At 31.0% G+C, this 24,297-nt stretch carries 28 protein-coding genes and 2 riboswitches; of the genes, 1 reads left to right on the plus strand and 27 read right to left on the minus strand.

All coding sequences use genetic code 11. From position 1 onward, the window contains the following. Nucleotides 1–66 precede the first annotated feature (66 nt). Nucleotides 67–1,773 carry a hypothetical protein gene (locus ABXG81_RS07945; protein WP_353528745.1) on the plus strand — a complete coding sequence of 569 codons (1,707 nt, stop codon included), beginning with the start codon at nt 67–69 and terminating at the stop codon, nt 1,771–1,773. 70 nt (nt 1,774–1,843) lie between these two features. On the opposite strand, the gene ABXG81_RS07950 is transcribed toward ABXG81_RS07945, so the two are convergent. The 27 genes from ABXG81_RS07950 to ABXG81_RS08080 all read right to left on the minus strand — a co-directional run bounded on the left by ABXG81_RS07950 (nt 1,844) and on the right by ABXG81_RS08080 (nt 24,289). Beyond that, nucleotides 1,844–3,247, minus strand: coding sequence for a S41 family peptidase (locus tag ABXG81_RS07950; protein WP_209813318.1), 1,404 nt, complete (start codon nt 3,245–3,247; stop codon nt 1,844–1,846). Beyond that, nucleotides 3,237–3,593 (minus strand): hypothetical protein, encoded by a 357-nt coding sequence (locus ABXG81_RS07955; protein ID WP_117520129.1) that lies wholly within the window; start codon nt 3,591–3,593, stop codon nt 3,237–3,239. Before ABXG81_RS07955 ends, ABXG81_RS07950 begins: the two co-directional genes overlap by 11 nt. 12 nt (nt 3,594–3,605) lie before the next feature. Continuing rightward, nucleotides 3,606–4,616, minus strand: a complete 1,011-nt coding sequence (gene tsaD / locus ABXG81_RS07960; RefSeq protein ID WP_245325645.1) for a tRNA (adenosine(37)-N6)-threonylcarbamoyltransferase complex transferase subunit TsaD — start codon at nt 4,614–4,616, stop codon at nt 3,606–3,608. Then, nucleotides 4,617–5,051, minus strand: a complete 435-nt coding sequence (gene rimI, locus ABXG81_RS07965) for a ribosomal protein S18-alanine N-acetyltransferase (RefSeq protein WP_353528746.1) — start codon at nt 5,049–5,051, stop codon at nt 4,617–4,619. Continuing rightward, on the minus strand, nt 5,029–5,706 hold the full coding sequence (gene tsaB, locus ABXG81_RS07970; protein WP_316122395.1) for a tRNA (adenosine(37)-N6)-threonylcarbamoyltransferase complex dimerization subunit type 1 TsaB: 678 nt from the start codon (nt 5,704–5,706) through the stop codon (nt 5,029–5,031). Before tsaB ends, rimI begins: the two co-directional genes overlap by 23 nt. Beyond that, the gene (gene tsaE, locus ABXG81_RS07975) at nt 5,687–6,133 is read right to left on the minus strand and encodes a tRNA (adenosine(37)-N6)-threonylcarbamoyltransferase complex ATPase subunit type 1 TsaE (RefSeq protein ID WP_353528747.1); all 447 of its coding nucleotides are present in this window, start codon (nt 6,131–6,133) and stop codon (nt 5,687–5,689) included. The genes tsaB and tsaE overlap by 20 nt, the downstream gene beginning before the upstream one ends. A gap of 570 nt (nt 6,134–6,703) precedes the next feature. Further along, complete coding sequence (locus tag ABXG81_RS07980; protein WP_316115858.1) at nt 6,704–7,303, minus strand: ECF transporter S component; 600 nt, start codon at nt 7,301–7,303, stop codon at nt 6,704–6,706. A 90-nt stretch (nt 7,304–7,393) separates the two neighbouring features. Continuing rightward, nucleotides 7,394–7,510: riboswitch (FMN riboswitch) on the minus strand. Nucleotides 7,511–7,611: 101 nt separating this feature from the next. Further along, nucleotides 7,612–8,211: a hypothetical protein gene (locus ABXG81_RS07985; protein ID WP_288223117.1), complete on the minus strand. Its 600-nt coding sequence runs from the start codon at nt 8,209–8,211 to the stop codon at nt 7,612–7,614. Then, on the minus strand, nt 8,208–8,867 hold the full coding sequence (locus ABXG81_RS07990) for an ATP-binding cassette domain-containing protein (RefSeq protein WP_353528748.1): 660 nt from the start codon (nt 8,865–8,867) through the stop codon (nt 8,208–8,210). The genes ABXG81_RS07985 and ABXG81_RS07990 overlap by 4 nt, the downstream gene beginning before the upstream one ends. Further along, nucleotides 8,867–11,011: a hypothetical protein gene (locus ABXG81_RS07995; protein ID WP_353528749.1), complete on the minus strand. Its 2,145-nt coding sequence runs from the start codon at nt 11,009–11,011 to the stop codon at nt 8,867–8,869. The genes ABXG81_RS07990 and ABXG81_RS07995 overlap by 1 nt, the downstream gene beginning before the upstream one ends. Before the next feature lie 71 nt (nt 11,012–11,082). Beyond that, nucleotides 11,083–11,433, minus strand: a complete 351-nt coding sequence (locus ABXG81_RS08000) for a lactococcin 972 family bacteriocin (protein WP_353528750.1) — start codon at nt 11,431–11,433, stop codon at nt 11,083–11,085. Nucleotides 11,434–11,639: 206 nt separating this feature from the next. Further along, nucleotides 11,640–12,536, minus strand: coding sequence for a helix-turn-helix transcriptional regulator (locus ABXG81_RS08005; RefSeq protein ID WP_353528751.1), 897 nt, complete (start codon nt 12,534–12,536; stop codon nt 11,640–11,642). Between the two features lie 12 nt (nt 12,537–12,548). Then, nucleotides 12,549–13,205 (minus strand): winged helix-turn-helix domain-containing protein, encoded by a 657-nt coding sequence (locus ABXG81_RS08010; RefSeq protein WP_288223114.1) that lies wholly within the window; start codon nt 13,203–13,205, stop codon nt 12,549–12,551. A gap of 157 nt (nt 13,206–13,362) precedes the next feature. After that, the gene (gene gpmA / locus ABXG81_RS08015; RefSeq protein ID WP_117520154.1) at nt 13,363–14,052 is read right to left on the minus strand and encodes a 2,3-diphosphoglycerate-dependent phosphoglycerate mutase; all 690 of its coding nucleotides are present in this window, start codon (nt 14,050–14,052) and stop codon (nt 13,363–13,365) included. Further along, nucleotides 14,052–15,101 (minus strand): rod shape-determining protein, encoded by a 1,050-nt coding sequence (locus tag ABXG81_RS08020; RefSeq protein ID WP_117520156.1) that lies wholly within the window; start codon nt 15,099–15,101, stop codon nt 14,052–14,054. The genes gpmA and ABXG81_RS08020 overlap by 1 nt, the downstream gene beginning before the upstream one ends. Nucleotides 15,102–15,109: 8 nt before the next feature. Then, complete coding sequence (gene metK / locus ABXG81_RS08025; protein ID WP_316122390.1) at nt 15,110–16,279, minus strand: methionine adenosyltransferase; 1,170 nt, start codon at nt 16,277–16,279, stop codon at nt 15,110–15,112. Continuing rightward, nucleotides 16,279–16,752, minus strand: a complete 474-nt coding sequence (gene ispF, locus ABXG81_RS08030) for a 2-C-methyl-D-erythritol 2,4-cyclodiphosphate synthase (RefSeq protein WP_117520160.1) — start codon at nt 16,750–16,752, stop codon at nt 16,279–16,281. Before ispF ends, metK begins: the two co-directional genes overlap by 1 nt. Continuing rightward, the gene (gene ispD, locus ABXG81_RS08035) at nt 16,749–17,459 is read right to left on the minus strand and encodes a 2-C-methyl-D-erythritol 4-phosphate cytidylyltransferase (protein ID WP_117520162.1); all 711 of its coding nucleotides are present in this window, start codon (nt 17,457–17,459) and stop codon (nt 16,749–16,751) included. The genes ispF and ispD overlap by 4 nt, the downstream gene beginning before the upstream one ends. Continuing rightward, entirely contained in the window at nt 17,460–18,569 is a 1,110-nt protein-coding gene (locus ABXG81_RS08040) for a PIN domain-containing protein (RefSeq protein ID WP_117520164.1), read from the minus strand. Nucleotides 18,570–18,603: 34 nt separating this feature from the next. Continuing rightward, on the minus strand, nt 18,604–19,083 hold the full coding sequence (locus ABXG81_RS08045; RefSeq protein ID WP_117520165.1) for a CarD family transcriptional regulator: 480 nt from the start codon (nt 19,081–19,083) through the stop codon (nt 18,604–18,606). Nucleotides 19,084–19,178: 95 nt separating this feature from the next. Further along, the gene (locus ABXG81_RS08050; RefSeq protein ID WP_117520167.1) at nt 19,179–20,078 is read right to left on the minus strand and encodes a YegS/Rv2252/BmrU family lipid kinase; all 900 of its coding nucleotides are present in this window, start codon (nt 20,076–20,078) and stop codon (nt 19,179–19,181) included. 92 nt (nt 20,079–20,170) lie between these two features. Beyond that, entirely contained in the window at nt 20,171–20,956 is a 786-nt protein-coding gene (locus tag ABXG81_RS08055; RefSeq protein ID WP_117520169.1) for a hypothetical protein, read from the minus strand. Further along, nucleotides 20,956–21,639 (minus strand): ABC transporter ATP-binding protein, encoded by a 684-nt coding sequence (locus tag ABXG81_RS08060; RefSeq protein ID WP_117520171.1) that lies wholly within the window; start codon nt 21,637–21,639, stop codon nt 20,956–20,958. The genes ABXG81_RS08055 and ABXG81_RS08060 overlap by 1 nt, the downstream gene beginning before the upstream one ends. Further along, complete coding sequence (locus ABXG81_RS08065; RefSeq protein ID WP_117520173.1) at nt 21,632–21,997, minus strand: GntR family transcriptional regulator; 366 nt, start codon at nt 21,995–21,997, stop codon at nt 21,632–21,634. Before ABXG81_RS08065 ends, ABXG81_RS08060 begins: the two co-directional genes overlap by 8 nt. Nucleotides 21,998–22,140: 143 nt before the next feature. Next, complete coding sequence (thiT, locus tag ABXG81_RS08070) at nt 22,141–22,701, minus strand: energy-coupled thiamine transporter ThiT (RefSeq protein ID WP_117520175.1); 561 nt, start codon at nt 22,699–22,701, stop codon at nt 22,141–22,143. A 29-nt stretch (nt 22,702–22,730) separates the two neighbouring features. Then, nucleotides 22,731–22,819: riboswitch (TPP riboswitch) on the minus strand. A 128-nt stretch (nt 22,820–22,947) separates the two neighbouring features. Continuing rightward, a complete protein-coding gene (locus ABXG81_RS08075; protein ID WP_353528752.1) occupies nt 22,948–23,208 on the minus strand; it encodes an SH3 domain-containing protein in 261 nt (86 codons plus the stop codon). A 49-nt stretch (nt 23,209–23,257) separates the two neighbouring features. Then, nucleotides 23,258–24,289 (minus strand): Wzz/FepE/Etk N-terminal domain-containing protein, encoded by a 1,032-nt coding sequence (locus tag ABXG81_RS08080; protein WP_353528753.1) that lies wholly within the window; start codon nt 24,287–24,289, stop codon nt 23,258–23,260. Between the last annotated feature and the right edge of the window lie 8 nt (nt 24,290–24,297).

A 24,297-nucleotide genomic window follows, 5' to 3' on the forward strand; every position in this document is an offset into this window, starting at 1 on the left:
TTCTGCACAGCCCCTTTTTGCTTGCATTAATTTGTCTCATATTATAATATAATAATGAGGTGAATTATGAAAATACAAAGTAGTTTTCTTATTATACTTAGTTTATCTTTAATGATGTCGAATAATCTTTCCTATGCAGATGAACTAGATAATAAGGAAAATATCCAATCTCTAGAAATAGAAAACTCAGATAATATTGATACCTTAGATAACTACACTCTTTTATCATATATTGAAGAAATAAAAAATAGTCCCCAGTATTTATCCTCAAACAGCGAGATAAAATTACTGTATGATAATGCAATAGACTTTAATTCAAGAGCCTTAAAAAAAGATAATAAAGAATGGTTAGAATTTTCTTATAATAATTTGAAAGGTGATATTAAAATTATAGAAGAACTAACTAATGATAATGAGGATATTTCAAATATAAACTTGCATTCCCCTTTTTATACAGATTCTTCTTATAAGATAGCCTATTTGAAGCTAGATAAAGAAAAGCAAGATATCTTAGATAAGTTAAAGTCTGATAAAAGCAAACAAAGTTTTTTAACAATAGCAGAAGTAGACAATTCAGGAAAGTTTGCCCTCCCCGTATTTTTTAGTGATTGGCTATATCCTTTTATGAAAGATAAAGATCTAGATGGAACAGTTGGAGAAAGTAGTGCCGAACAAGAAGCTTTTACAAGGGATAAGGATCTATTAGAGGCTTATAGAAATACTAGTTTAGAGAAAAGATATGAACTAAAACAAGGATTATATAATAAAGAAAAAGTTATTAGCAAGGATCAATTATTAAATACAGATAACAATTTGACAGAAGTAGACTCTCAAAATCCTTATAATACTAGAGATGATGATAAAATTCCAGATATTAATCCTAATAATGAAGAAGATTTTTCTAAAAATGAGCTTGATGATAGTATTTCTGAAAATAATATTAACGATATATCCAAAGATAATAAGATAGAAGAAGACAATACTGATAAGTATAAGTATTCTTCTGTGTTTTATATAAAAAATAGAACTAAGGATTTATATGTTGCTTTAACTGATGACCAAAGGGAAGATTTAGATAATATGAATACAGATGGTGATGAATATTTAAGTATTGAGGAGCTAGAAAAATATGGAAAATATGCTTTACCTATTAAAGACGGCATAGATTGGCTATATCCTTTTATGTTTGATAAAAATGAAGACGGTATAATTGATGACTCCGATAGAAATAATAAAGCTAAGCAAGAATATGACAATAGTTATAATGATAATTACCAAAAAAATAATGTAAATCAAAAAAGCAGTGAAACAAAATCTATTTCAAATAATTATGATTCATCATTCTATAAAAATAACAAGACTCGTAATGCTTATCTAAACTTACCAGATGAAAAAAAGGAATTGTTAGATAAAATGAATACTGATGGCAATTATCCTTTAACTATAGATGAAGTTTTAGCTTCTGGATTATTTACTCTACCAATAAGTGAAAATGACTGGGTTTATCCATTTATGATTGATAAAAATAATGATGGACTAATAGGTGAGGACTATTATTATTTTAAAGAAAATACAATACCACAAAATTCTACAAGCTATCCGAAAATAACTTCTAACTCATATCCTAGTACACAAAAAGTATCTAGTATGAAATCAACACCCAATATCCAAGCAAATAAGAATGTAAAGACAGGAATTAAAAAACTAAAATTGCCTTTAGTCTTACTAATAAGCTCTTCTTTTGCTTATAGTATTACTAAAAAATATCATTAAAAATGACCTTCATTAGTTGCTTTTAAGCTCAACTTTTGGAGGTCATTTTATTAATAATCAAATTTCTTATTTAAAAATTTCCATCTTCTATCTCTTCAATAGTATCTATAGAATTTCTAAAACTACCTGATTGTATATCTGGGCTGGTCTTTTTTTCTGCATTTATTGTGCCGTCTGGCGCATAACCTAAAGTATTTGTATATGTAAATACTAGGCCTGAATTTGGCATGACATCATTTATGACGCCAAGAGTTATACCATCTCCTCCTGTTTTCTCTCCTACTAGAGTTGCTGATTCGCTATTTTTCATAAAACTAGCCATTCCTTCTGCAGCAGAAAACACAGCCTTATCCACTAAAAGATATACATTTCCATCAAAACCATTATTTTTATTTTTCTCATCTGGACTAATGCTTATAGTATCCTTTATATAATAGTCAAAATTTTTTAAATCAGCTGAATGATCTAATTTTACTCCTGAAATATCTACATTGCTTAGCTTCTCTACATTTAATGTATCATCGGCAAGTATCAACTTTGCTCTATCAGAATCTTTGAAGAATAAATGATTAGTTACTGATTTTTGGCTGGTTAAAAGCTTAGGTAACAAGAAATTTTGCCAATATTCCATATTGCCACCGTAATTTTCTCTAATATCTATTACTAAAGCCTTATAAAGATGTTTATTTCTCAAAAATTCATTTAAAACATCTTGATCAGCTGCAAACTTATCAGGATCCACCATGCCATTTATTTTTATAATTGCTATATTTTCATTACTCGTATCAAGAGTCATATTGCTAGCTTGGTTGTTTGGGATAATTGTTGATATTGCAAGCTTATTATTTTGTCCATTATCTACTATTTGCTTGCCATCTATATGATATCTATTTCTCACCACTTGTTTATTTAGACTTAAAAACTCATAATAAATTGATGGGGAATTCCAGTTTTTTGAATAATAATCTAAAGTACTTTTTACGTAAGCTTCATCTGCAATTCTGGCGTGATGGTTATTAAGCTCTCCCATAATACCAGTCATTACATCTATAAACTCTTGATCAGTTTTAGCTTCCTCTACCCTTTTTAAATATTTATTATAATTACCTATAAAATCTACATTTTGTTCTCTTTTAAGAACGTCAAAAAAAGGATAATTCTCCTTTAGCTCTTCAAATAAATAATTGAAATCATCTACCATCTCTTTATTTGTAAGAGACTTTGGATTTTCTGTTGCTGGCAATTGTAATTTAGGAGGCTTATCTAAATCCTTATACCACTTTAGATAGCTATCTACATCAAATTTGTCAATATTCTCAGGATAAAAGATATTGCTGTTTGCATCAAAGCCATTATTTTCTACTATATCTTCAGCTCGATTTGCTTCTAATTTGTCTAGTCTCCTTTTTGCGCACGAGGTATTTATGAGCATAAAAACAAGGATCAGACAAAAAATCTTAGCTTTATTTTTCATCAAATCCTCCTTTTATGGCATAATCTCTTTTATATAAGTCAAATATTACTGCAATATTTCCTATAGGATTTACTAGTGAAAATACCACTATACTTATAACAAGAAATTTAAGTCGGCTTCTTTCACTTCTTGCAATAGCTGCTAAGCTTGTAAGCCTCCTTGTTCTTAGGCTCGCCATACCATAAATAGATGCAAGTATGCCAAAGATAATCTCAAAAATTTCCTTATAATAGATGCCAAAAGCCAAAATACCCAGCCCTGATAAGATCCAAATTATGGAACTTATAGTTTTCATTTTATTATATTTTTTTAATAAATTAGTATTCTCACTTTTTCTTCTTCTCATAGTTTAATTATATTATAATTCTAAGTTTGGGTAAACTTTCATAAATTTATTACTTCTTTGCCCTGACTTATAATCTAGATAACCTGTCATAGCTATCATAGCTGCATTGTCTGTGCATAGCTCTAGGGAAGGATAATAGAATTTTATATCCTTTTCTTTACAGGCTACTTCTAATCTTTCTTTTAATCTAGAATTAGCAGCTACTCCGCCAGACACAGCTAATTTATTATAGTCTGTTTCACCGATTAACCTCATAGACTTTTCTACTAAAACATCTACCACAGCTTCCTCGAAGCTCGCTGCTATATCTGCTTTATTAAGCTCTTCGTCTTTCTGCTCAAGTTGATGCATATAATTAATTACAGCTGTTTTAAGTCCTGAAAATGAAAAATCATATGAATCTTTTTCCAGCATAACCCTAGGGAATACTACTGCTTCTTTATTACCCTTTTTCGCTATTTTATCTATCTTTGGACCACCAGGATAACCCAATCCCATTTTTCGAGCCACCTTATCAAAGGATTCACCAGCAGCATCATCTCGGGTTTTGCCAACTATCTCATAATCAGTATAGCCTTTTACCTTTACTAAATAGGTGTGACCACCACTTACTACAAGAGATACAAAAGGTGGCTTGAGATCTTTATTTGCTAGATAATTTGCACATATGTGTCCTCGCATATGATTCGCTCCTATCATTGGAGTATTTGTAGCTAAAGATAGAGCCTTGGCCGCAGAGATGCCTACAAGTAAAGACCCCATTAGACCTGGTCCCTTTGTTACAGATATTAAGTCGATATCATCATAGCTAAGATTTGTTTCATTAAGAGCCTTATCTATCAAAGGATTGATAGCTTCAAGGTGCTTTCTACTTGCAATCTCTGGAACAACTCCTCCAAAAAGAGTATGAATATCGATTTGTGATGATATTAAATTTACTAAAAGTTCTCTATCATTTTTAAGAATTGCCACACAGCTATCATCACAACTGGTTTCAATTCCCATTGTATAAAAATCAGACATTTATAATTCCTTTAACATATTATAGGCATCTTCACCTATTTTTTGATAATAGTTTTTACGCAAGCCCATTATTCTAAAGCCAAACTTTTCGTATAAATTTATAGCAGCAAAATTTTTAGTAGATACCTCTAGCCAAATCTGTCTGACATTTTCATTTTTACTAGATTTAACTAAATGATTTAATAGCCTTGTGCCAATGCCCATATGGTGGTAAGCTGGATCTACTGCTATAGTAAAAATTTCTACTTCATCCAGTACATGGCTTGATATGTAAAATCCTACGACTTTACCTTCAATTTCTTCAACAAAATGACGCAAAAAGGAGTTGGACTCTAGTTCCTTTATTAAATGTTTCTTAGACCAGGGTTCAAAAAAGGCTTTATTTTCTATATCATAAACTACATCAGCATCACTAATTTGCATTTTTCTTATCATTTAAAAGCTCTCTTTCAGCTTGTGATTTTCTAAGATAATTTGGGCTTAGTTCATACAAGTTGTAGGACTGATCAAGGTTTTCAAGACATACTTTTATTAAAGATTTGCCTATACAATTATTAAAAGAAATTGGTAAAGTCCTTCTATTAATAAATAAATCTTCGTATTTACTAGATACTTCTCCTATCAATTCAACTTCATCATCAAGTTCATTAACAAGTTTTGAGAATACATCTATGGTATACAAATCTTCTTTTATAACTTCATTAAAGTCCTTATCATAAACAGCTCCATAAATCCTGTTACCTCTGGCATCAATCATAGGAGCCTTTAGCTTATCACTACACGAATTATTAGCAAGAGCTAAAAGCGTACTCACAGCTATTAGCTTTTTATCATTTGCCTGTGCAAGAGTTTTTGCTATAGTCATTCCTATTCTAAGGCCAGTAAAAGAACCAGGACCTTTAGATATAACAAATCTATCAATATCCTTTATATTCATGCCAAGCAAATCCAAAAGAGTTTCTATCATAGGAACTAGGGATTCACTATGGGTCTTTTGTTGGTTTACATTAAAATCGCCTATGATCTCACTATCACTAGCTATAGTGACAGTAGAAATCATAGTCGATGTATCAATTGCCAAGATATTCATTTATCTCTTTCCCCCTTTCCGAATCCTCATAAATTTCTATTTCTCTCTTATTTCCGCTGATTTTTCTAATCTCTATATTTATCATATCATCTGGCAGATAATCACTTACATTCTCTGCCCACTCAAGTATAGTAAGTCCACCATCTGGATAAAAATATGTCTCATAATCTATATCCAAAATCTCATCTTGATCATCAAATCTATAGAGATCTAGGTGATAAATCTTGATATCTCCTTCGTATATATTTACAATTGCAAAGCTTGGAGATGAGCTATTTTCTATAGAAAAATACTGGCTTATAAATCCTGTTAAGGTTGTCTTTCCAGCACTCATTTCTCCTATCAAATTAAGGACATCACCCTCTCTAAGGCTGGATGCCAATTTATTTGCAAATTTTTTCATTTCACTTAATCCGTTAATAATCATAATCCCTCTTTATCTGTCTATTATACTATTTTTGTAGTAAAAAAAAATGAACTAATACAGTTAATACTTCCTGTACTAGTTCATACAATCTATAAAAATAGATTTATATAATCAGTAAACTTATTATTTTAAAATCAAACAATCTCTTACTTATTCAGTATTATACACTTTATAAAAAAGGAATTTATAAAAATTCTAGAATTAAATTGAATAAAGTCATATTACATAAGCATGTTAAAATTATATACTTTTTTTTCTTCTCTAATATAGATTTTATAAATAAGTATGGTGTAATAAAAGCTAAAATTAATATAAAAAGTATTATTAAATCATTAATCATTAAATCCTCCATGCTATAATAATAAAGATAATTGAATATACAACATTAATTACACATAATATTAATACAAGTTCAAAGTCCAGTCAAATATTTAACTAAAATAATTATATATATAAAATCCTTTCCATCACTTTCTTTTTTAATATATAAGTTTACACTAATAAAACCCCTCAATCTTTACTCTAGATTTTTGGGGTTTCACTACCCTTAGAGAGTAGATATAGTTGTATTTAAGAGTATTTAAGTATCGGTGAGATACGTTTATATATTAGCTCGGTTACTATAGATGCCACAGCTCCTTTTATAATATTAAATGGTGCGATTGAAAATATCATAAGTGTAAAATAATTTTTTACTAAAGAATTTTTTCCAGCCTGAGCTGCAAAAGCTGATAAGTCCATATTCATTGCCTTACCATATAATGGGAATACTACAAAGGCATTGGATATAGTTGCTACTGCACTCATTGCAAGAACTCCTAATATTAAAGATAATATAGAGTTCTTTTTGGTCTTATTATTTCTATAAATTAAACTTGATACTAGAACAAATGTTGATCCTACTATAAAGTTAGATAATTCTCCTACTCCACCTGTCATTGTCTTTGAAAGGTTGAGTAAGTTTTTTATAAATTGGATCATAACCCCATACCAAGGTCCTAGGGCAAAGCCACCTATTAAAGAAGGGACATCTGCTAGGTCTAGTTTCATAAATGGTGGTGCTATAGGTATTGGTACTTGGATAAACATAAGCCCATATGATAAAGCTGAAAGAATTCCAACTTTTGTAATCCTATCTAAACTAAATGATTTACTTCTACTTTGATTCATTAATACCTCCTAATATGGGCAATAAAAAATGCCCTAATAATCAGGGCATGAAAGTTAGCTAATCCATCCATAATATAAAGGAAGTGCTATTATATACTTCTCTCATCCAGACTATACTGTCGGTATTGGAATTTCACCAATTCAACCAAGATGGCTCGCAGACTATAACTGCCGGTTTAGGAATTTCACCTTACCCCGAATTAAGCTCGTATGACTAGAATAATCCTATAATATATTCAAGTCCAAACAAACTTATAAATTATTTACTTCTTGTTATTATTATATCACAAGGAAAACATTTTTCAAGTTTATTTTAGGTCAAATTTAACTAAGGAAGTCATATTTTTCCCTGCTTCCCAACTTGCTGAAACTTCTTTTCCATTATTTAAAGTATCAGATATGGCAAGTTCGCCACCCTTACCTACAACATACACTGTATAATCATAATCAGTCTTTGAACTAAAGCTTGCCCCTAGATTATCTCCATCTTTGCTAATATCCCAGTTTTTGATATCTGGTATGTCTATATCTTTCTTTTCTCCCTTATTTTCATTTTCTAAAATAAGTTCATTATCTGAAACATTTTTTATTTTTATCTTATCATTTTCTTTAAGACTTATCTCTTTGCTAGTATAGCTATTACCCTCTGAGTCTTTTGCCACTATCCTAAAAGTGCCGCCATTAGCAAAAAGACTATTTGGTATTACATAGTTGCTATTCTCATCCTTGCAAAGGAGGATTTGGCTATCATCTGCAATTCCTAAAGCTTCAAAATCTTGCTTACTATCATTTCCTATGTGCACCGCTTCTAGCTTATTGTTATTTCTATTTATAAAATAAACTGCTAATCCTATAACTACTACAGCTATCAAAACAAATAAGGCTGTGTTCTTTTTATTTCTCTTCATTTTTTAATCTCCAAACATTTATCAATTATTTCATAGCTAGTCTTGCTTATATTTGCAAAATCTTTATCATGGCTTACTATTACTATAGTTTTGCCCTTAGCATTTTCCTCTAGAAAAAGCTGCATCAAAATATCTTTATTTATAGTATCTAATGACCCTGTAGGCTCATCTGCCAGGAGCAGGTCATAAGGCTTTAATAAAACTCTTGCCATAGCTACCCTTTGTTGCTCCCCACCTGATAATTCATATACTTTATTATTTAGCTTATCAGCTATGCCTAGCTTATCTAAAGTAATATTTATCTTTTCTTTATCATTTTTAAACTCACTATATTTTAGGGCTATGTCAATGTTTTCTTTAACAGTCATATTATCTACAAGGGCAAAGTTTTGAAACAAATAAGCTATCCTTTCTCTCCTTAAGATCATTGACTTATTTTTATCCTTATAAGGATCAGAATAACCAAAGCTTCTTATGCTACCACTATCATAATCTTCCAAAGTTCCTAGTATATTTAGTAGGGTAGACTTTCCGCTACCACTTCTTCCAAAAATGGTTATAAAATCTTTTGGGTATATATTAAGATTAACATTATTTAATATAGTATGGTCCCCATAAGTTTTATTTATATTTTTAAGGCTTACTTGAGCTTCCATTACTTATCCTCCTTTAAACTTTTGATTATATTAGCTTCTTTTCTTAACATTACTATTTCAGCAAGAGTAAATATTATAAATAAGAGGAGGCTAATCCCAAAGCCTATTAAAACCATCCTGTTAGTCCAACCTTCTCTTGGAGCATAAAAGCCTAATCCTCCAAAAACTACACTCAGTCTGAGTACTAGATAGTAGATAGCTATAGATAGTAGATATGAGAAAGCTATAGACCTTATCTTGCCTTTGTGTATGTCCTTAAAAGGATATCCAAACAAGCTCTTTACTGCAGATTCATCTCCATGGTTTAGATAGTAATTTTTATGATCTGTATTTACTATAAATCCATAAATACATAGTAGGATAATTGAGGCTATAATATAAATTATAGTTTCATTTTTGTATACTTGAACTTTATACTCTACATGGTCATAGGCTGTCTCAATCCAAAGAACATACTTACTAGCTGGCGTAGTGGATATTAGTTCCTTTAAGTCTCCTAGACTCTCCTCACCCTTATCTAGATAAGGGTGTAGCTGAGAATTATCTAATCCCTTAGACAGTAAGCTTTCTTCTGACTTAAGTCCGTCCTCATTTATTAAAATGTAAACATAATTGTCCGCATAAGGCTGATCGATCTTAGTATTGGAGTCTAGGCTTGCTAGCTTTTGGCCGCTTTTTATTTTTACAATATTCTCAACTAAATCATCACTATTTTTAGATTCAGATATTTGATTTTCTTTGATATCATCCAAATCTTGATCAGTAAGATTAATATCTTCTGGAACTAATATAACCCATTCATTTTCCTTTGCTTTAGTATCTAAAGCATGTCCCTTATCATCTAATATATCAAACTTTGTAAGGTAATTGTGGTTAATGAAGGCAAATTTTCCATTATTTAACTTATGTTCTCCAAATAAGTCATCATCTATATTTAACCCTTCGACATCTTGGTATGGGTTTAGGAATAATACTGCCCCTCTATCTACTAATATCCTAGCCAATTCTTCTGTAGGTTTTGCAACTAATTCTTTATCTTTATCTCCATCAATTACATATTGCCAAGGTTCCCCAGTGGCTATGTTGGCATATGATTTTGCATCATCCCAATCACTTAAATATTTATTTACATCTTTATAGTCTCTTAAAGAAAAGACAGTGATAGCTAATAAGTAGGCCAAGGACCCTGCAAATATTATTTTGAATATAGATAAGAATTTAGCAGAAACCTTTCTCTCTCCCTTTAATACACTTAATATATCTTCATGATTTGTTTTATATAATAATAGGATAAATTCTAATAAAAATATTACTAAAGCAAATAATAAAATAAATATATACATAGGCGTCATAGCTATCAAAAATCCACCAATGCTATCTGGACTAACTAAGCTATAGAGCAAGACCGAATCAATTATTAAAGCTATTAATATAGGCATAGCTATAAGATTAACAGACTTGTTTGTGGCAATCTTCTTATCATCATATCCAAATAGGAGTGATATGGACAGCTCCTTAACTAGGCTCCTATTATAAATAAGCAAAGCAAATATAGTAGCAAAAATACTAATCAAATTAATGACAAGCATTAAGAAAAACTCTTTCATAGTCATTTCAGAAACACTCATATAATCAGGTGTCTGTACAATATCTGCATAAGCTTTTAAATCATCTATAAATGATTCGACATTATTTTGATCTCCACTTATAGCATAGTCTCCAGATATATTATCTATGTCGATATCTTCATATTTTTTTATATCTATATTGTTTTTAGTTAAAAGATTATTAGAACTTATGCTATCAAATTTATTAGAAGTATTGCTATCTTCATCTATCTTTAAGTCCTTATGGGACTTAGTAAAACTACTAGGATCACTTAAAAATAAATAAGCATCTACATCCATATTTTCTTTTTCACCAACTCTAGACTTCTTGACAAATTTTATTAAATTGATATTATTATCTGATGCAGCTTTAGCAATGTCATCTCTAATATCCTCATCATTATAGTTGACAAGATTTACAAACTTATCAAAATCAGGGAATTTACCTATAGCCTGATTGCTATCTATGTAATAAAAATAAGTTAAGGAACTTAGTATTAATGTTATTGTTATTAATATCTTTAGTATTTTTTTCATAGCTTTACTACCTTATAAAAACCAACTTGTATAAAATCAAAAGATTTTATACAAGTTGACTTAACCATACTTTATTCTACATTTGCATATGCTTCATTTCCAAAAGGTGCTTTTTCCCAACTAGCATAAGCTGTTTTACCAGGAGCAGTTCTACCAGATTTTCCAAACCTACCGCCTGCACCCTTTACCTTGGTATTATGATATTTACTTACGTGATAAAATCGTGACCACACATGGGAAGTGTTAACTCCATGTCTCCACTTACCACCTAACCAGTCCTTAACTCCACTGTCGTAGGTTTTTGATGAATAAGTGCTAACACTCTCTGATTCTACTGTAACCACATCATTGTTTGATGAATCAATGCTATATTCTTGATCTGCAAAAGAAACTGGCGTATTAAATAATATTAGTCCTCCCAAATATATTTTTGGAATATAAAGTGTACACTTATTCTATATCTTTATTATAAAATATTTTAAAATATTAATTAATAGCCTATATGCATGATAAAAATACCAATACAGATACTGATAAATACACAAAAAGCCAGTTTTTATTAATTAATATCAAAAATGATTTGAATTTTTCTAATATTAACTTAATAAAAACTGGCTTTAAAGCATGGTTACTTGTCTTGATAAATTAATTTATTAAATTTTTCTTTTAATTCTGACCTATTTGTTAGTAAACATAAGTCCATAGATTTATTTAAATATGATAAAAACTCTGGGTTTTCAATTTTAAAAAGGATCTCGCCTCTCTGATAGTATGAGTTAATCAAGTTAATAGTGTCATTATTTCTAATAGATGAATCGATAGATTTTTTATTCCACTCTAAAGCTTTTTCAACATCACCTTCATAACTATATGAACTACTAATATCATAAGATACTCTTGGATACAAATTATTATTTTTACCTATATTATTTGCTATAAATAGTAGTATATCGTAGCTCAATCCAATGTCTCCATTCTCCCTATAATAATGAGCCATAGCAGATAATATCCTGTATTCGAAATTTGTATAGTTATAATTTTTATACTTTTCAATCTTAAAGTCTTTATGAGATATAACCATAGCCTTATTTAGACCTTTTATAAAACTTTCGCTGTTTCCTTTCGTATTATAGATTATAGATTGGTAAAATTTAAAATACTGGCTATATTTCTTTTGATAAAAACTAGGTAGAATATCTTTATTTACCTTCTCAAATTCTCCTAATGTTTCCTCTACTTTTTCATAGTTAAATTCATCCATATAATAATCTAAGTCAGTTATGTAATCATCTATATACGACCATATAGATCCCTGAAAAGAATTGAATATAATGTCAAATTCAAGGCCCAGCTCTTCTAAAATCAACAATAAAGAGCTAAGCTTTATATCTACCTTTCCACTTTCAAGCCTCCTTATTGTATCTACTGATAAATCAGCAGCAAAGGCCAGTTCCTCTTGGGTTAGTTTTTTTTCTTTTCTTATAGTCCTTATTTCATTACCTATATAGGCTAAATTATAATTCATTATTCACCCTTTCTATGGTGTACAAGAATCGAGTACCCACCTATAACCCTTACGGTTTACAGTTTCAATTGGATTTAAGTCAGCTTTTTTAAATTCTAGTCTTATTTTTCTAATATGCTCCCTTACAGATCTTTCTGTTGTTTTAAGTCCTTTCTTTTCCATGGCTTCTACTATTTCATCCTTTGATAAGGTTTTACCCATCTTGGATATTAGTACTGAGCAGATGCTTATTTCAAACTTGGTTAAATCTAGAATATCATTGCCTATCCTAAAGATACCGTTATCCTCTTCCATAGTACAAAATCCTAATCTTACAATATTTGTATCGTTGATTTCTTCTACTTTATTAAAAACATTATTTATAAACTCCTCACGTGTGTTAGAATGGATTACAAAATCTTTATCATCTATTTCTTGTTCGTAAGGATTATCTGTATTTCTCTCTGTTAGATATATTACTGGAACGGATGTAGTTTGTTTTATGTATTGAATTACTTGAAGACACTTATTATAGGTCATATCTACCAAGATTAGATCGTAGCTATCTAAATCTAAGTCAATCAAGTCTTCCATTTGTTCGAATTTATGTATAACTACTTCATGTTTATCAAAATGTGAGTTTAAGAGAGAAGATACACCGTTTTCATTTTCTACTGATGCTATTTTCATATTTTCTCCTTTTTGTTTATATATAGATTATATACTTTCTAATGACAAATGTAAATATATTTTTATATAAATTTATAAACTTAAGATAAAATACTTAAATTTCTTTGTAAAAAGACAAGCAAAAAGGACTTGCTTTGCAAGTCCTTTTGAATATATCTTATAAATAATATTTTTTAACCATCTTAAGATCATCATCTAATTCATAAACTAGTGGTTGACCTGTTGGGATTTCTAAGTCCATTATATCTTCATCTGAAATTTCTTCTATGTGTTTTGCAAGTGCTCTTAAGCTATTACCATGAGCTGCTACTAATACTGTTTCATCTTTTAGTAACTGTGGAGCTATGTTATCAAAGAAGTATGGTAGTGCTCTATCTAGAGTAATCTTTAAGTTTTCTGCTGCTGGGATTACATCTTGTGGAAGATTTTTAAACTGTCTCATGTTTAATTGTTCTTTTTGAGCTTCTTCTGATAATAATGGAGGGAGTGTATCATATGATCTTCTCCAAATGTGAACTTGTTCATCCCCGTATTTTTCAGCTGTTTCTGCTTTGTTTAGCCCTTGTAAAGCCCCATAATGACGTTCATTTAGTCTCCATGATTTTTCTACTGGAACAAATAGTTGCTCAGAATATTCTAGTACATAGTTACAGGTTTTTATAGCACGTTTTAGTATAGATGTATGTGCATGATCAAATACTATACCTGCTTCTTTTATTTTTTTACCAGCTTCTATAGCTTCTTCTGTTCCTTTTTCAGAAAGATCTACGTCTACCCATCCTGTAAATTTGTTTGCAAGATTCCATTCACTTTGACCGTGTCTTACCATTACTAATGTTTTTGTCATTATCTTCTCCTTAATTTTTCATTCTTTTCAAGTTCTTTTTGCTTAGCCTTAATAGATTCATTATGTCCTTTATCTATTTCATCTAGCCAATTTAAAGCTCTACCTGTACCTACTATTACACATTGTTCTGCATTTTCTGCTATTTTTACGTTTATTTGGAATTTTTCTCCTATACGCTCACGCAGACCTAATGTATAAGCTGCACCACCTGTTAGAATAATTTCTTTTTCATATATATCTGCAGCTAGTTCTGGAGGTGTTACCTCTAATACCTTTTTTACCCCATCCACGATTAAATCCACATCAGGTTTTATCGCTAGAGCAATTTCTCCTACTGGGACATATACTTTTGCTGGAAGTCCATCTGTTATTTGCCTACCTGCAACTTCTATGGATTCGCTAGGTTCTGCCTTACCTGATTCAATTTTTATTTCTTCTGCCTTGTTATCTCCAATAAGTAATCCATATCTTGATCTTATATAATCTTTAATAGCTTTATCAAAGCTTAGACCTGCTACTGGCACTGATGTACTTGCTATAATCTGACCCATGGAAATAACCGCTATATCTGTGGTTCCTCCACCTATATCAAGGACTAATTCTCCACCTGCATCTGTTATATCAACCCCAGCTCCAATTGCTGCTGCTAAAGGTTCTTCTATAAGATAAGTCCTGTGTGCTCCAGCATTTTCGCTTGCTTGAAGAACTGCTCTTTTTTCAACTTGAGTTGATCTACTTGGAACACAGATGAGAACGTCTGGTTTTATAAGAGCCTTGCTTATTGATTTTTCTAAAAAGTACTTAAGCATGCGCTCTGTTGCTGGAAAGTCTGCTATAACTCCATCTTTCATAGGCATAACTGCCTTAATGTTACCTGGAGTCCTGCCAACAAGTTTTTTAGCTTCGCTTCCTACTGCAAGTATATCATCTGTTAGGATATCAATGGCTATTACTGATGGTTCTTCTAAAACTATTCCCTTGTTATTTACATAGACTAGAACTTGAGCTGTTCCTAAATCTATTGCTACACTTCTTCTAAAGCTTGCCATTTTTTCTCCTAATAATTTTTAAGTATATCTACCTTATCTAGTTTTTCCCATGTAAAATCGGGATTATTTCTACCGAAGTGTCCATAAGATGATGTTTCTTTATAGATTGGTCTTAACAGATCTAAATAATCTATAATTGCTTGTGGTCTAAAATCAAAGTTTTCCCTTAGTATTTCCAGTAGTCTCTCGTCATCATATTTGCCAGTTCCAAAGCTATCTACGTAAATTGAAAGTGGATGTGCTACACCTATAGCATAGGATATACCTATTTCAAGTTTATCCGCAAGTCCTGCTGCAACCATGTTTTTAGCTGCATATCTTGCCATATAAGCAGCTGATCTATCAACTTTAGTAGGATCTTTTCCAGAAAATGCTCCACCACCTGCTTTAGAGTATCCGCCATAAGTATCAACTATGATCTTACGACCTGTTAGTCCACTGTCTCCCTTTGGACCGCCTATTACAAATTTACCTGTTGGATTTACATAGATTCTTGTATTTTCATCAATTAAGCTATCATCTATAACTTTATTTATTACCTCATCTATTATATCTTGACGAACTTTTTCTAATGATACGTCTTCTGTATGTTGAGCAGAAATAACTATATTATCGATTCTAACTAGTTTATCATCATCATATTCTACAGTCACTTGAGTTTTTCCATCTGGTCTTAGATATGAAAGAGTTCCATCTTTACGCACTTCAGTAAGTCTCATGGAAAGTTTATGAGCATAGGTTACGGATACTGGTAGATATTCTTCCGTTTCATTATCTGCATATCCAAAGATAATACCTTGATCTCCTGCACCTATTCGATCATATTTTTCATTAGTTGATTTATATTCTTGGGCACTATTTACACCTTGGGCAATGTCTGCTGATTGCTCTATTAACGAGGTTAAAACTGCTACATTTGAATAGTCAAACCCTAAACTAGGATCATCATATCCTATTTCTTTTATGACATTTCTAGTTATTTGCTCTACTGGTGCATAGGCTGTTGTGGAAATTTCTCCAACTACTAAAACTAAACCAGTTGAGGTTACTGTCTCGCAAGCAACTCTACTATTTTTATCTTGTCTTAAACATTCATCTAGTATTGCATCAGAAATCCTATCACAAACTTTATCTGGATGGCCTTCTGTTACTGATTCACTTGTTACAAATCTTTTCATCATTTCTCCTCTAATATTACAACTGCACGAGCTTCTATACCTAGACCTTCTCCCGTAAAGCCTAGACCTTCACTTGTTGAAGCTTTGATTGATATGTTTTCCATATCAGTATTTAGATGCTCTTTAAGTAATTTCCTTATTTCTTCTCTCTTTGGACTTATCTTAGGCATTTCACAAATTATTACACTATCAATATTACCTATCTTATACCCTCTATCATCCATTAGCTTTACTACATTATCAAGTAATTCTATTGAATAAATCCCTTTATATTTAGGGTCTGTATCTGGAAATAACTTTCCTATATCAGTTTCTGCTAAAGCTCCTAGTATAGCATCCATAATAGCATGTGTAAGTACGTCTGCATCAGAATGCCCTAACAGGCCTTTTTCATAATCAAATTTGACTCCACCAAGAATCAAATCCCTATTTTCTACTAGCCTATGAACATCATATCCTATTCCTATTCTCATCTTTGCCCTCTATTCTGGGTTTCAATATATGCATCTGCAAATAATATATCTTCATTAGTAGTGATTTTTATATTAGAATATTCTCCTTCAACTACTTTTACTGCTTCTTGTCTATTGAAAAATTCAAATAACTGACTATCATCTGTTATCATAAATTCACTAGCAACATACTTCTTATACATAGAAAATAGTATATTTTTATCAAAAGCTTGGGGAGTTTGAATATTATAAACAAAGTCCCTATGTGGGGTAAAATCCACAAGCATATTTTCATCTACGATTTTAACTGTATCTTTAGTTTTTGTAGCGCTTACTACTGCCTTATATTCTCTAAGTTCATCTAATGTTTTATAGAAAAGCTCTCTACTAGCAAAAGGCCTTACCCCATCATGGGTTAAGACCAATTGTGTTTTTTTATTTAAAGCTTTAAGTCCTTCAAAGGTTGACTTTTCTCTAGTATCACTACCGTAAACATACTTAATCTTTCTATCATAATTTTTGAGTATATCTTTGATAATATCCTCATCTTCAAGTCTGATAACTAAGATAATCTCATCAAATTCCTCGATACCTACTATGGTATCTAAAGTACGTTCTATAATCTTTTTACCTTCAATTTCTAAAAAGGGCTTATTTATATTGCTATTCATACGTCTTCCAGATCCAGCTGAAGTTATGATAGCTGATAAAAATTTGTTATCAAACATCTAGTCCTCTTCACTCTTTACAAAAATCATACGCCCTGCAGAAGTTTGTAAAACACTGGTAACGACAGCATTTATGGTTTGGTCTATATATTTATCACCATCTTCAACTACAACCATAGTTCCGTCATCTAAGTATCCAACTCCCTGGTTTTTACCCTTACCTTCCTTGATTACATCTATTTTCATATGCTCTCCAGGAATTACTACCGGTTTAAGTGCATTGGCAAGATCATTTATATTCAAAACTGGTATGCCTTGAACATCTGCAACCTTATTTAGATTATAGTCATTGGTAAATATTTTACCATCCATATCCATAGCTAACTTTAAAAGTTTGCTATCAACTTCTTTAATCTCAGGATAATCAACATCAGTTATTCTAAAATTAATCTTACCACTTTTTTTGATAGTGTTTACTATATCTAAGCCCCTACGGCCTCTTTCTCTTTTAAGATCATCTGGACTATCAGCTATATGTTGAAGTTCTTCTAGGACAAACTCAGAAATAATAAGCTCACCTTCTATAAATTCTGTATCTATAATATCTACTATACGGCCATCTATAATTACAGATGTGTCAAGGATTTTTGGACTAGCAATCTTACTATTTTTACTAGATTTTAAAATATGACGAGAATCTTTATTTTCTTTGTTCTCTTTAGAGGTCTTAAAAAGATTTAAAAAATCATCACTATTTTTTGTAGCAACTCTCCATCCTAAATAACCTAAACCAATATATAATAAAATAGATAATAACACAAAAATAGAATTGCCTACATATGGTAATTGTAAGCTGGTTAAAGGTCTTGTAATTAAGGTTGCTATAAGAATACCAATTATCGCTCCAACTGTACCGACTATAAGATTTCCTGCTGGTATCTCACTAATTTGTCCTTCTATATTCGAGAAATTAACGAGAAATTTATCTACAAATGATGTAGATATAAAATAAAAGATTATTCCTCCAATTAGCCCTGCTATTATGTTTGCAATTATAAATATAATGCCGCTAGAATCTATGAAAGAACTTGCGGCATTAACCACATTTAATATTACAATACCAAGAGCAGCTCCAATTAGCGTAATAACCAATTGAATTATTCGCTTCATTTATGCTCCTTGTTATCATTTTTAAAGAAAACAATCAAAGACCAATAGATTCATCTATCATTTCTTCAGCTTTTTCTTTTTCTAGAGAACCTGCCATGACTAACTCACTAGCCATAATTCGTCTTGCCCTGTTTAATAATTTTTTCTCAGTAGTGGATAGACCCTTTTCTTTATCTAAAATCGCTAAGTTCCTAACCATTTTTGCAATTTCAAATATATCCCCAGACTTAATAACTTCTTGGTTTTGTCTATAGCGGACATTCCAGTTATTTGACATTTGGGTAGGATCATCATCTAAGATTCTAAGTACTTCATCGCCTTCTTTTTTGCCGATGACCTCTCTTATGTTCATTTTGTCAATATTTGCCATTGGAATCGAAATATCCATAGAACCGATTGGCATTTTTAGGATAAAATAATCTTTCTCTTCTCCTAAAAATTCTTTTTTTTCAATAGAATCAATTATACCCGCACCATGGTTGGGGTATACGATTTTATCGCCTATTTTAAACATTTTTACCTCCTAGGTTCTCAATTATATTATATCAAATTAGCACTTTTTCGTAAAACAAATTTGAAAATCTAGCTCTTTTGGGGTAAAAAGATAGACTAGTTACGTAATCCAGTTCGCATTCTTATTTTTTCTTGTTCCACCTTAATTTTTGCATGAGTAGTAGATCCACCATACTCACCATCCAAAGACCAGGCTACTTTACTGTTAGTTTTTATCTCAAACTCACTTCCTTGACGGAGAATTAACATATCATTTTCTTTTCTATTTGTTAAACCAAATATTATCTTATTTATATCAGAAAGAGATTGGGGACGCTTTACCATGGTTAGCTCAAATATCCCATCCGATAAACCGACATTATCTCCTGTTATGCCTATAAAACCGCCTACAGACACTGAATTAGTTACCATAAAATGGATGAAATCTCCCTTTATGGTATCTCCATCTACTGATACTTCTATTTTATAGGTTGGAATGTTAATTAGAGGTAAAGTTTGCTTAAGACCTTCAAATATATATGCATTTCTACCAAAGATATTTTTGACATCTTGGCCAGTATTATAGGAAACTTCTGCTATTGTTCCAAAAGCTGCTACATATACAAAAAACTTATCATCAATTTTCCCTATATCTATGCGCTTTTGATAACCTCTTGTGGCTACTTTAGTAGCCTTTTCTACATCCTTTGGAATATTTAAAGATTTTGAAAAATCATTTGTTGAACCAGTTGGTATGTATCCTATCAAAGGGTCTATATCAAGTTTTGATACAGCTGCTATGACTTCATCAAGTGTTCCATCACCACCACCTACTATAATTTCATCAAATCTATTTCCCAATTCTACAATAGTTTCACTTGCATCTTTTGGGCTTTGAGTTGCATATATACTTGCTAAATATTCTCTCTCACTTAAATAATCAACAATCCAAGACAAGTGCTCATTGATTATTCTTTGACCACTATTAGGATTGTATATAAAAAGGGCTTCTTTCATAGTTTCTCCTTTTACTAAGTTAGCTAAGTCAAGTATACACCAAATCAATATTTTATAAAAGAAAAAAGGGGGAGTATCCCCCTCAAAACTTCTTAGTTTACTGATAACTTTTTATCATGGAAGTAATATGTTAGACCATAAAGAATAGCTGATATTACTATATTTATAATTATAGGAAAAGCCATAGAAGCACTAGGAAGCTCTGCAGATATCTCTAAATTATTTGGCCCATAATTAAAAGTAGAAGATACATACTCAGCTAAAGCAGATGCTTGAATCTTAGATGATAGCATACCTAGGGCAAAAAATAATACTAGGAATATAATTATAGGTGTCCATTTTGATTTTTTGCCAAATAACTTAGTAGATCCAGCTGTATTAGCTAGCATTATTATATTTACTAAATAAAGTCCTATAGTAAATATAGTAATTATCAAAGCAAGCACAGTATTTGAACCTATTTGTCCGATACCATTTGCTATTGAGTCTAAAAGCTCTCCTATGCTTAAGTTAGAAGTAACTAATATTAATATGATATAGTTTATAAAAGTAACAATAGCTATTAAAATCCCTAGTAATATGAATCCTACAAGCCTTGCACCACTAATTGCTGATGAAGCTAAGGGTAAGGCTGAATAGAAGGCTGCATTTTTCCCATAGAATCTTTCATAATCATTTTTAGCAGCTATCCCTAGAGCTATAAGAGGACCTATGGTAAGCAAAGTCATAGAAATTGTCATTCCAATTCCTAAAAAAGGGCTATCTTTAAAGATATTTAATAATTGTAAAAACATTAAGGCCGAAGCTATTGGCAATAATAACCATAATATTATAGACTTAAAGTCTTCTTTAAATATTTGTCCTAAAAGTTTTCCCATTATATAACCTCCATAAAGTAATCTTCAACACCCATATGGTGTTTTTCCCTTATATCATCAACGCTCTCATTTACCACTAGTTTACCATGATCCATAAATAGGACTCTATCTAAGGCACGTTCTACTTCACCGATTAAATGTGTTGATAAAAGCAAAGTTCCATCATAATCAAAGTTATCGATTATAGTAGTTAAAACCATCTTTCTTGATTTTGGGTCAATACCACTTAATGGTTCATCTAAAAGATAGATCTTAGATTTTCTTGATAAAGTTAAGGCTATTTGAAGTTTTTCTTTCATTCCTTTAGAACATTCCTTAATCTTTAGATCTTTGGATATTTCAAATTTTTCTAATAGTTTATAAAATTGATCGCTAGAGAAGTCTTCAAAAAATTTATTATATATATCTACTACTTGATAGATTTTTAAGTTATCATCTAAAGCCAGATGATCTGGTTGATATGACACCATATTATTAGTATCTCCACCAGGTAATTCACCATTTATTTTTACTCTACCTTGGTAGTTTCTCTCAAGACCTGCAAGTATTCTTATAAGCGTTGTTTTACCAGATCCATTTTCACCTACAAGTCCAACAATCTGCCCATCATCTAAGTTTAAGTTGACATTGTCTAAAACAGCTTTGCCGTTATAGACCATAGTTAAGTTTTTAGCCTCAATCATCTTTTCCCTCCCAATATAACCTTAATTGATCAATAGCTTGATTAATATCTAAGTGCAAATTTTCCGCTCCTTCTATAAATTGGTCTGCTAATTCATAAAAGGAAGAATTTTCTAATTTTAATATCAAGTTTTTATTTTCTGTAACAAATCTACCAGCTGTTCGTCTGGTTTCTGTAAGTCCAGCACGCTCAAGCTCTACCAGAGCTTTTTGAACCGTATTTGGATTGACCTCATAAGTACTTGCAAGGTTTCTTACGGAATCAATCTTAGAACCTGCGGGCCATTGTCCAGTCGATATTTTTAGCTTAAATTCTTCTAGAAGTTGCAGATAGATAGGTCTAGAATTATCAAAGTCCATCTACGTCTCCTTAATTTGTATTATTGTATTACTATCTTAGTACAATAATATTATAGCATGGTTTTAAATAAATGCAAGCACTTTTTTCATTTTTTTAAATTAAATAAAAAAAGAGCAAGTTAAAGCTTGCTCCAAAAAAAATATTATCTATTTTCTAATTTAGGTAAATCTCTTGTCAAGAAATTTCTTAGTAGATATATGATTAATACAGTTATTATAAATTCTACCGCCAAGAAAGATCCATTATAGGTTATTGAATAAACCCATGAATTCATCCCTTCTGGTGTATATTCTTTAAAAAATATAACTCCTGACAATACATGACAAATTAATCTAGCTAAAACTCCAATAGCAGATCCTTTTAACACAGGTGCTATTGATTTGGTCTTTTGGAATTCTTCTGCATAGATCCCAGCAAGACCTAACAGTCCAAACGCTAATGGATAGTCTAGGATTGCTTGTACTGGATGATATATACCCCCACCTAGCATCATATCTATAATCCCATATAAGGCTCCAACAACAAACCCCTTTCCTGTTCCATATCTCATAGCAAATATAATCAAAGGAATCATTTGTCCAGCAGTAACTGAACCTTCTTGAGGCATGGTAAAAAGCTTAATACGTCCCAACACAAATGATAAGGCTAAACAAATAGCTCCCTCAGTTAACATTCTCGTTGTCCAATTTTTATTATTTTCCATAAAAAATACCTCCTTCTAGCACAATGCTAATAAGAGGTCAGACACTTTCCCCCGCAAGCATTACCTTGAACTGGTTTAAGGGTATATTCTCAGCCATAAGGCACCCCTAGTGCATATGTATATTATAACTTTTTGATAAATTTTTGCAAATTGGAGTAAGGAGTCTCTGATCTAGATATTAGCCTATCATATATCCATAATGATAATAGAATCATTTACTCCTTACAATATTTAATTTACAGATACTTAGATACCTTTTAGTAAGCTTACCTTCACATAAGCTTGATTCCCATTATAATCTACCTTAACAAATCCTTTTTCAGCTTCTTCTAGAATTGTTACTACAGAACCTTTATCAAGACTATCAAAAGCTGTGCTATCATCTGCTTTAGAGTACATTTTAGCATCTTCTATAGTCTCATAAAGTCCATTTATTTGGACTTCTTCATCTATATATTTGCTTTTTTTATTTTCTTTAATTTCTATATGCTGAGGATTATATGTCACTTGATTTGTACACGATGTTAATGTTAGAGCTATGAGTAAAATTAAGCGCTTATTTATAATAAATCACCCCTAGTACTTTTATACCAAGTCTTTCTAATTCTCTAACTTGCTTTATTAAATCTTTTTTATGTGTAGACTTTTTAGCAACAATTATCTTATAATCTTCTAAACCTGCTAAATCATAGGCTTCTGAATTTTCTAGAGACTCTTCATCTACGAGTATATAATCCTTATCCACATCATAATTTAGAATTTGCTTTTTGACTTGCCTATAATCAAGTCCTTGTGAAGATACAACTGGTGCCTCTATATTCTCAGCTAATTTTTTTGTGATATTAGCTTCATAAGATTTATCATTTATAGAACTTAGACCAATAACTGCTTTGTTAGAAGTATTTATGATTTTTCTTCTAATCTTACCAAGCTCACTTTTATTATCATAGGAAAAATCTCCTAAAACCTCAAGGCCAAGTTGTCTTATATCATCAGCCTCTTCTATCTTATCGGAAAAAATTTCCTTAATTAATAGTATTAAAAGACCTACTAAAGCTCCTACTATAAGTCCTATGATAGAAAATACTATTCCTCTAGTCTTAGATGATTCTTTAACCACAACATTTTGTAGATATTCAATATTTTCCATATTTAGATAATTTTTAGCATAATCTCTAAACTCTTCAGTTATTAAAGTAAGGCTATCTCTTGCTCGATTTTCATTTCTATCTTTATAACTAAAGCTAATTACTCCGCCTTGTGGATTTACTTCATACTCTAATTTATCTTCAATATCATCTGATTCTAAGTTTGTATCTAGTTTTTCAGATACTCTTTCGTATAAATCCTCTGATTCCAAAAATTGTGCATAAATATTTGCTAATTTCTCATTTAAAATCAACTTATTATAACTGATGGGTTCATCGTCATTACTTGTTACCATAAGTACTGCCTGAGCCTCATAAGAATCACTATTTAAAACTTTTGTCCCAAAAATTCCAAGTCCTAATACAAGAGCTGGAACTAAAATAAGCCATTTATTCCTTTTGATTGACTCCATAATTTGTTTTGTAGTTATTTTTTCCATTTATCCTC

This window comes from Anaerococcus nagyae, assembly GCF_040364225.1.
GTDB lineage: Bacteria > Bacillota > Clostridia > Tissierellales > Peptoniphilaceae > Anaerococcus > Anaerococcus nagyae.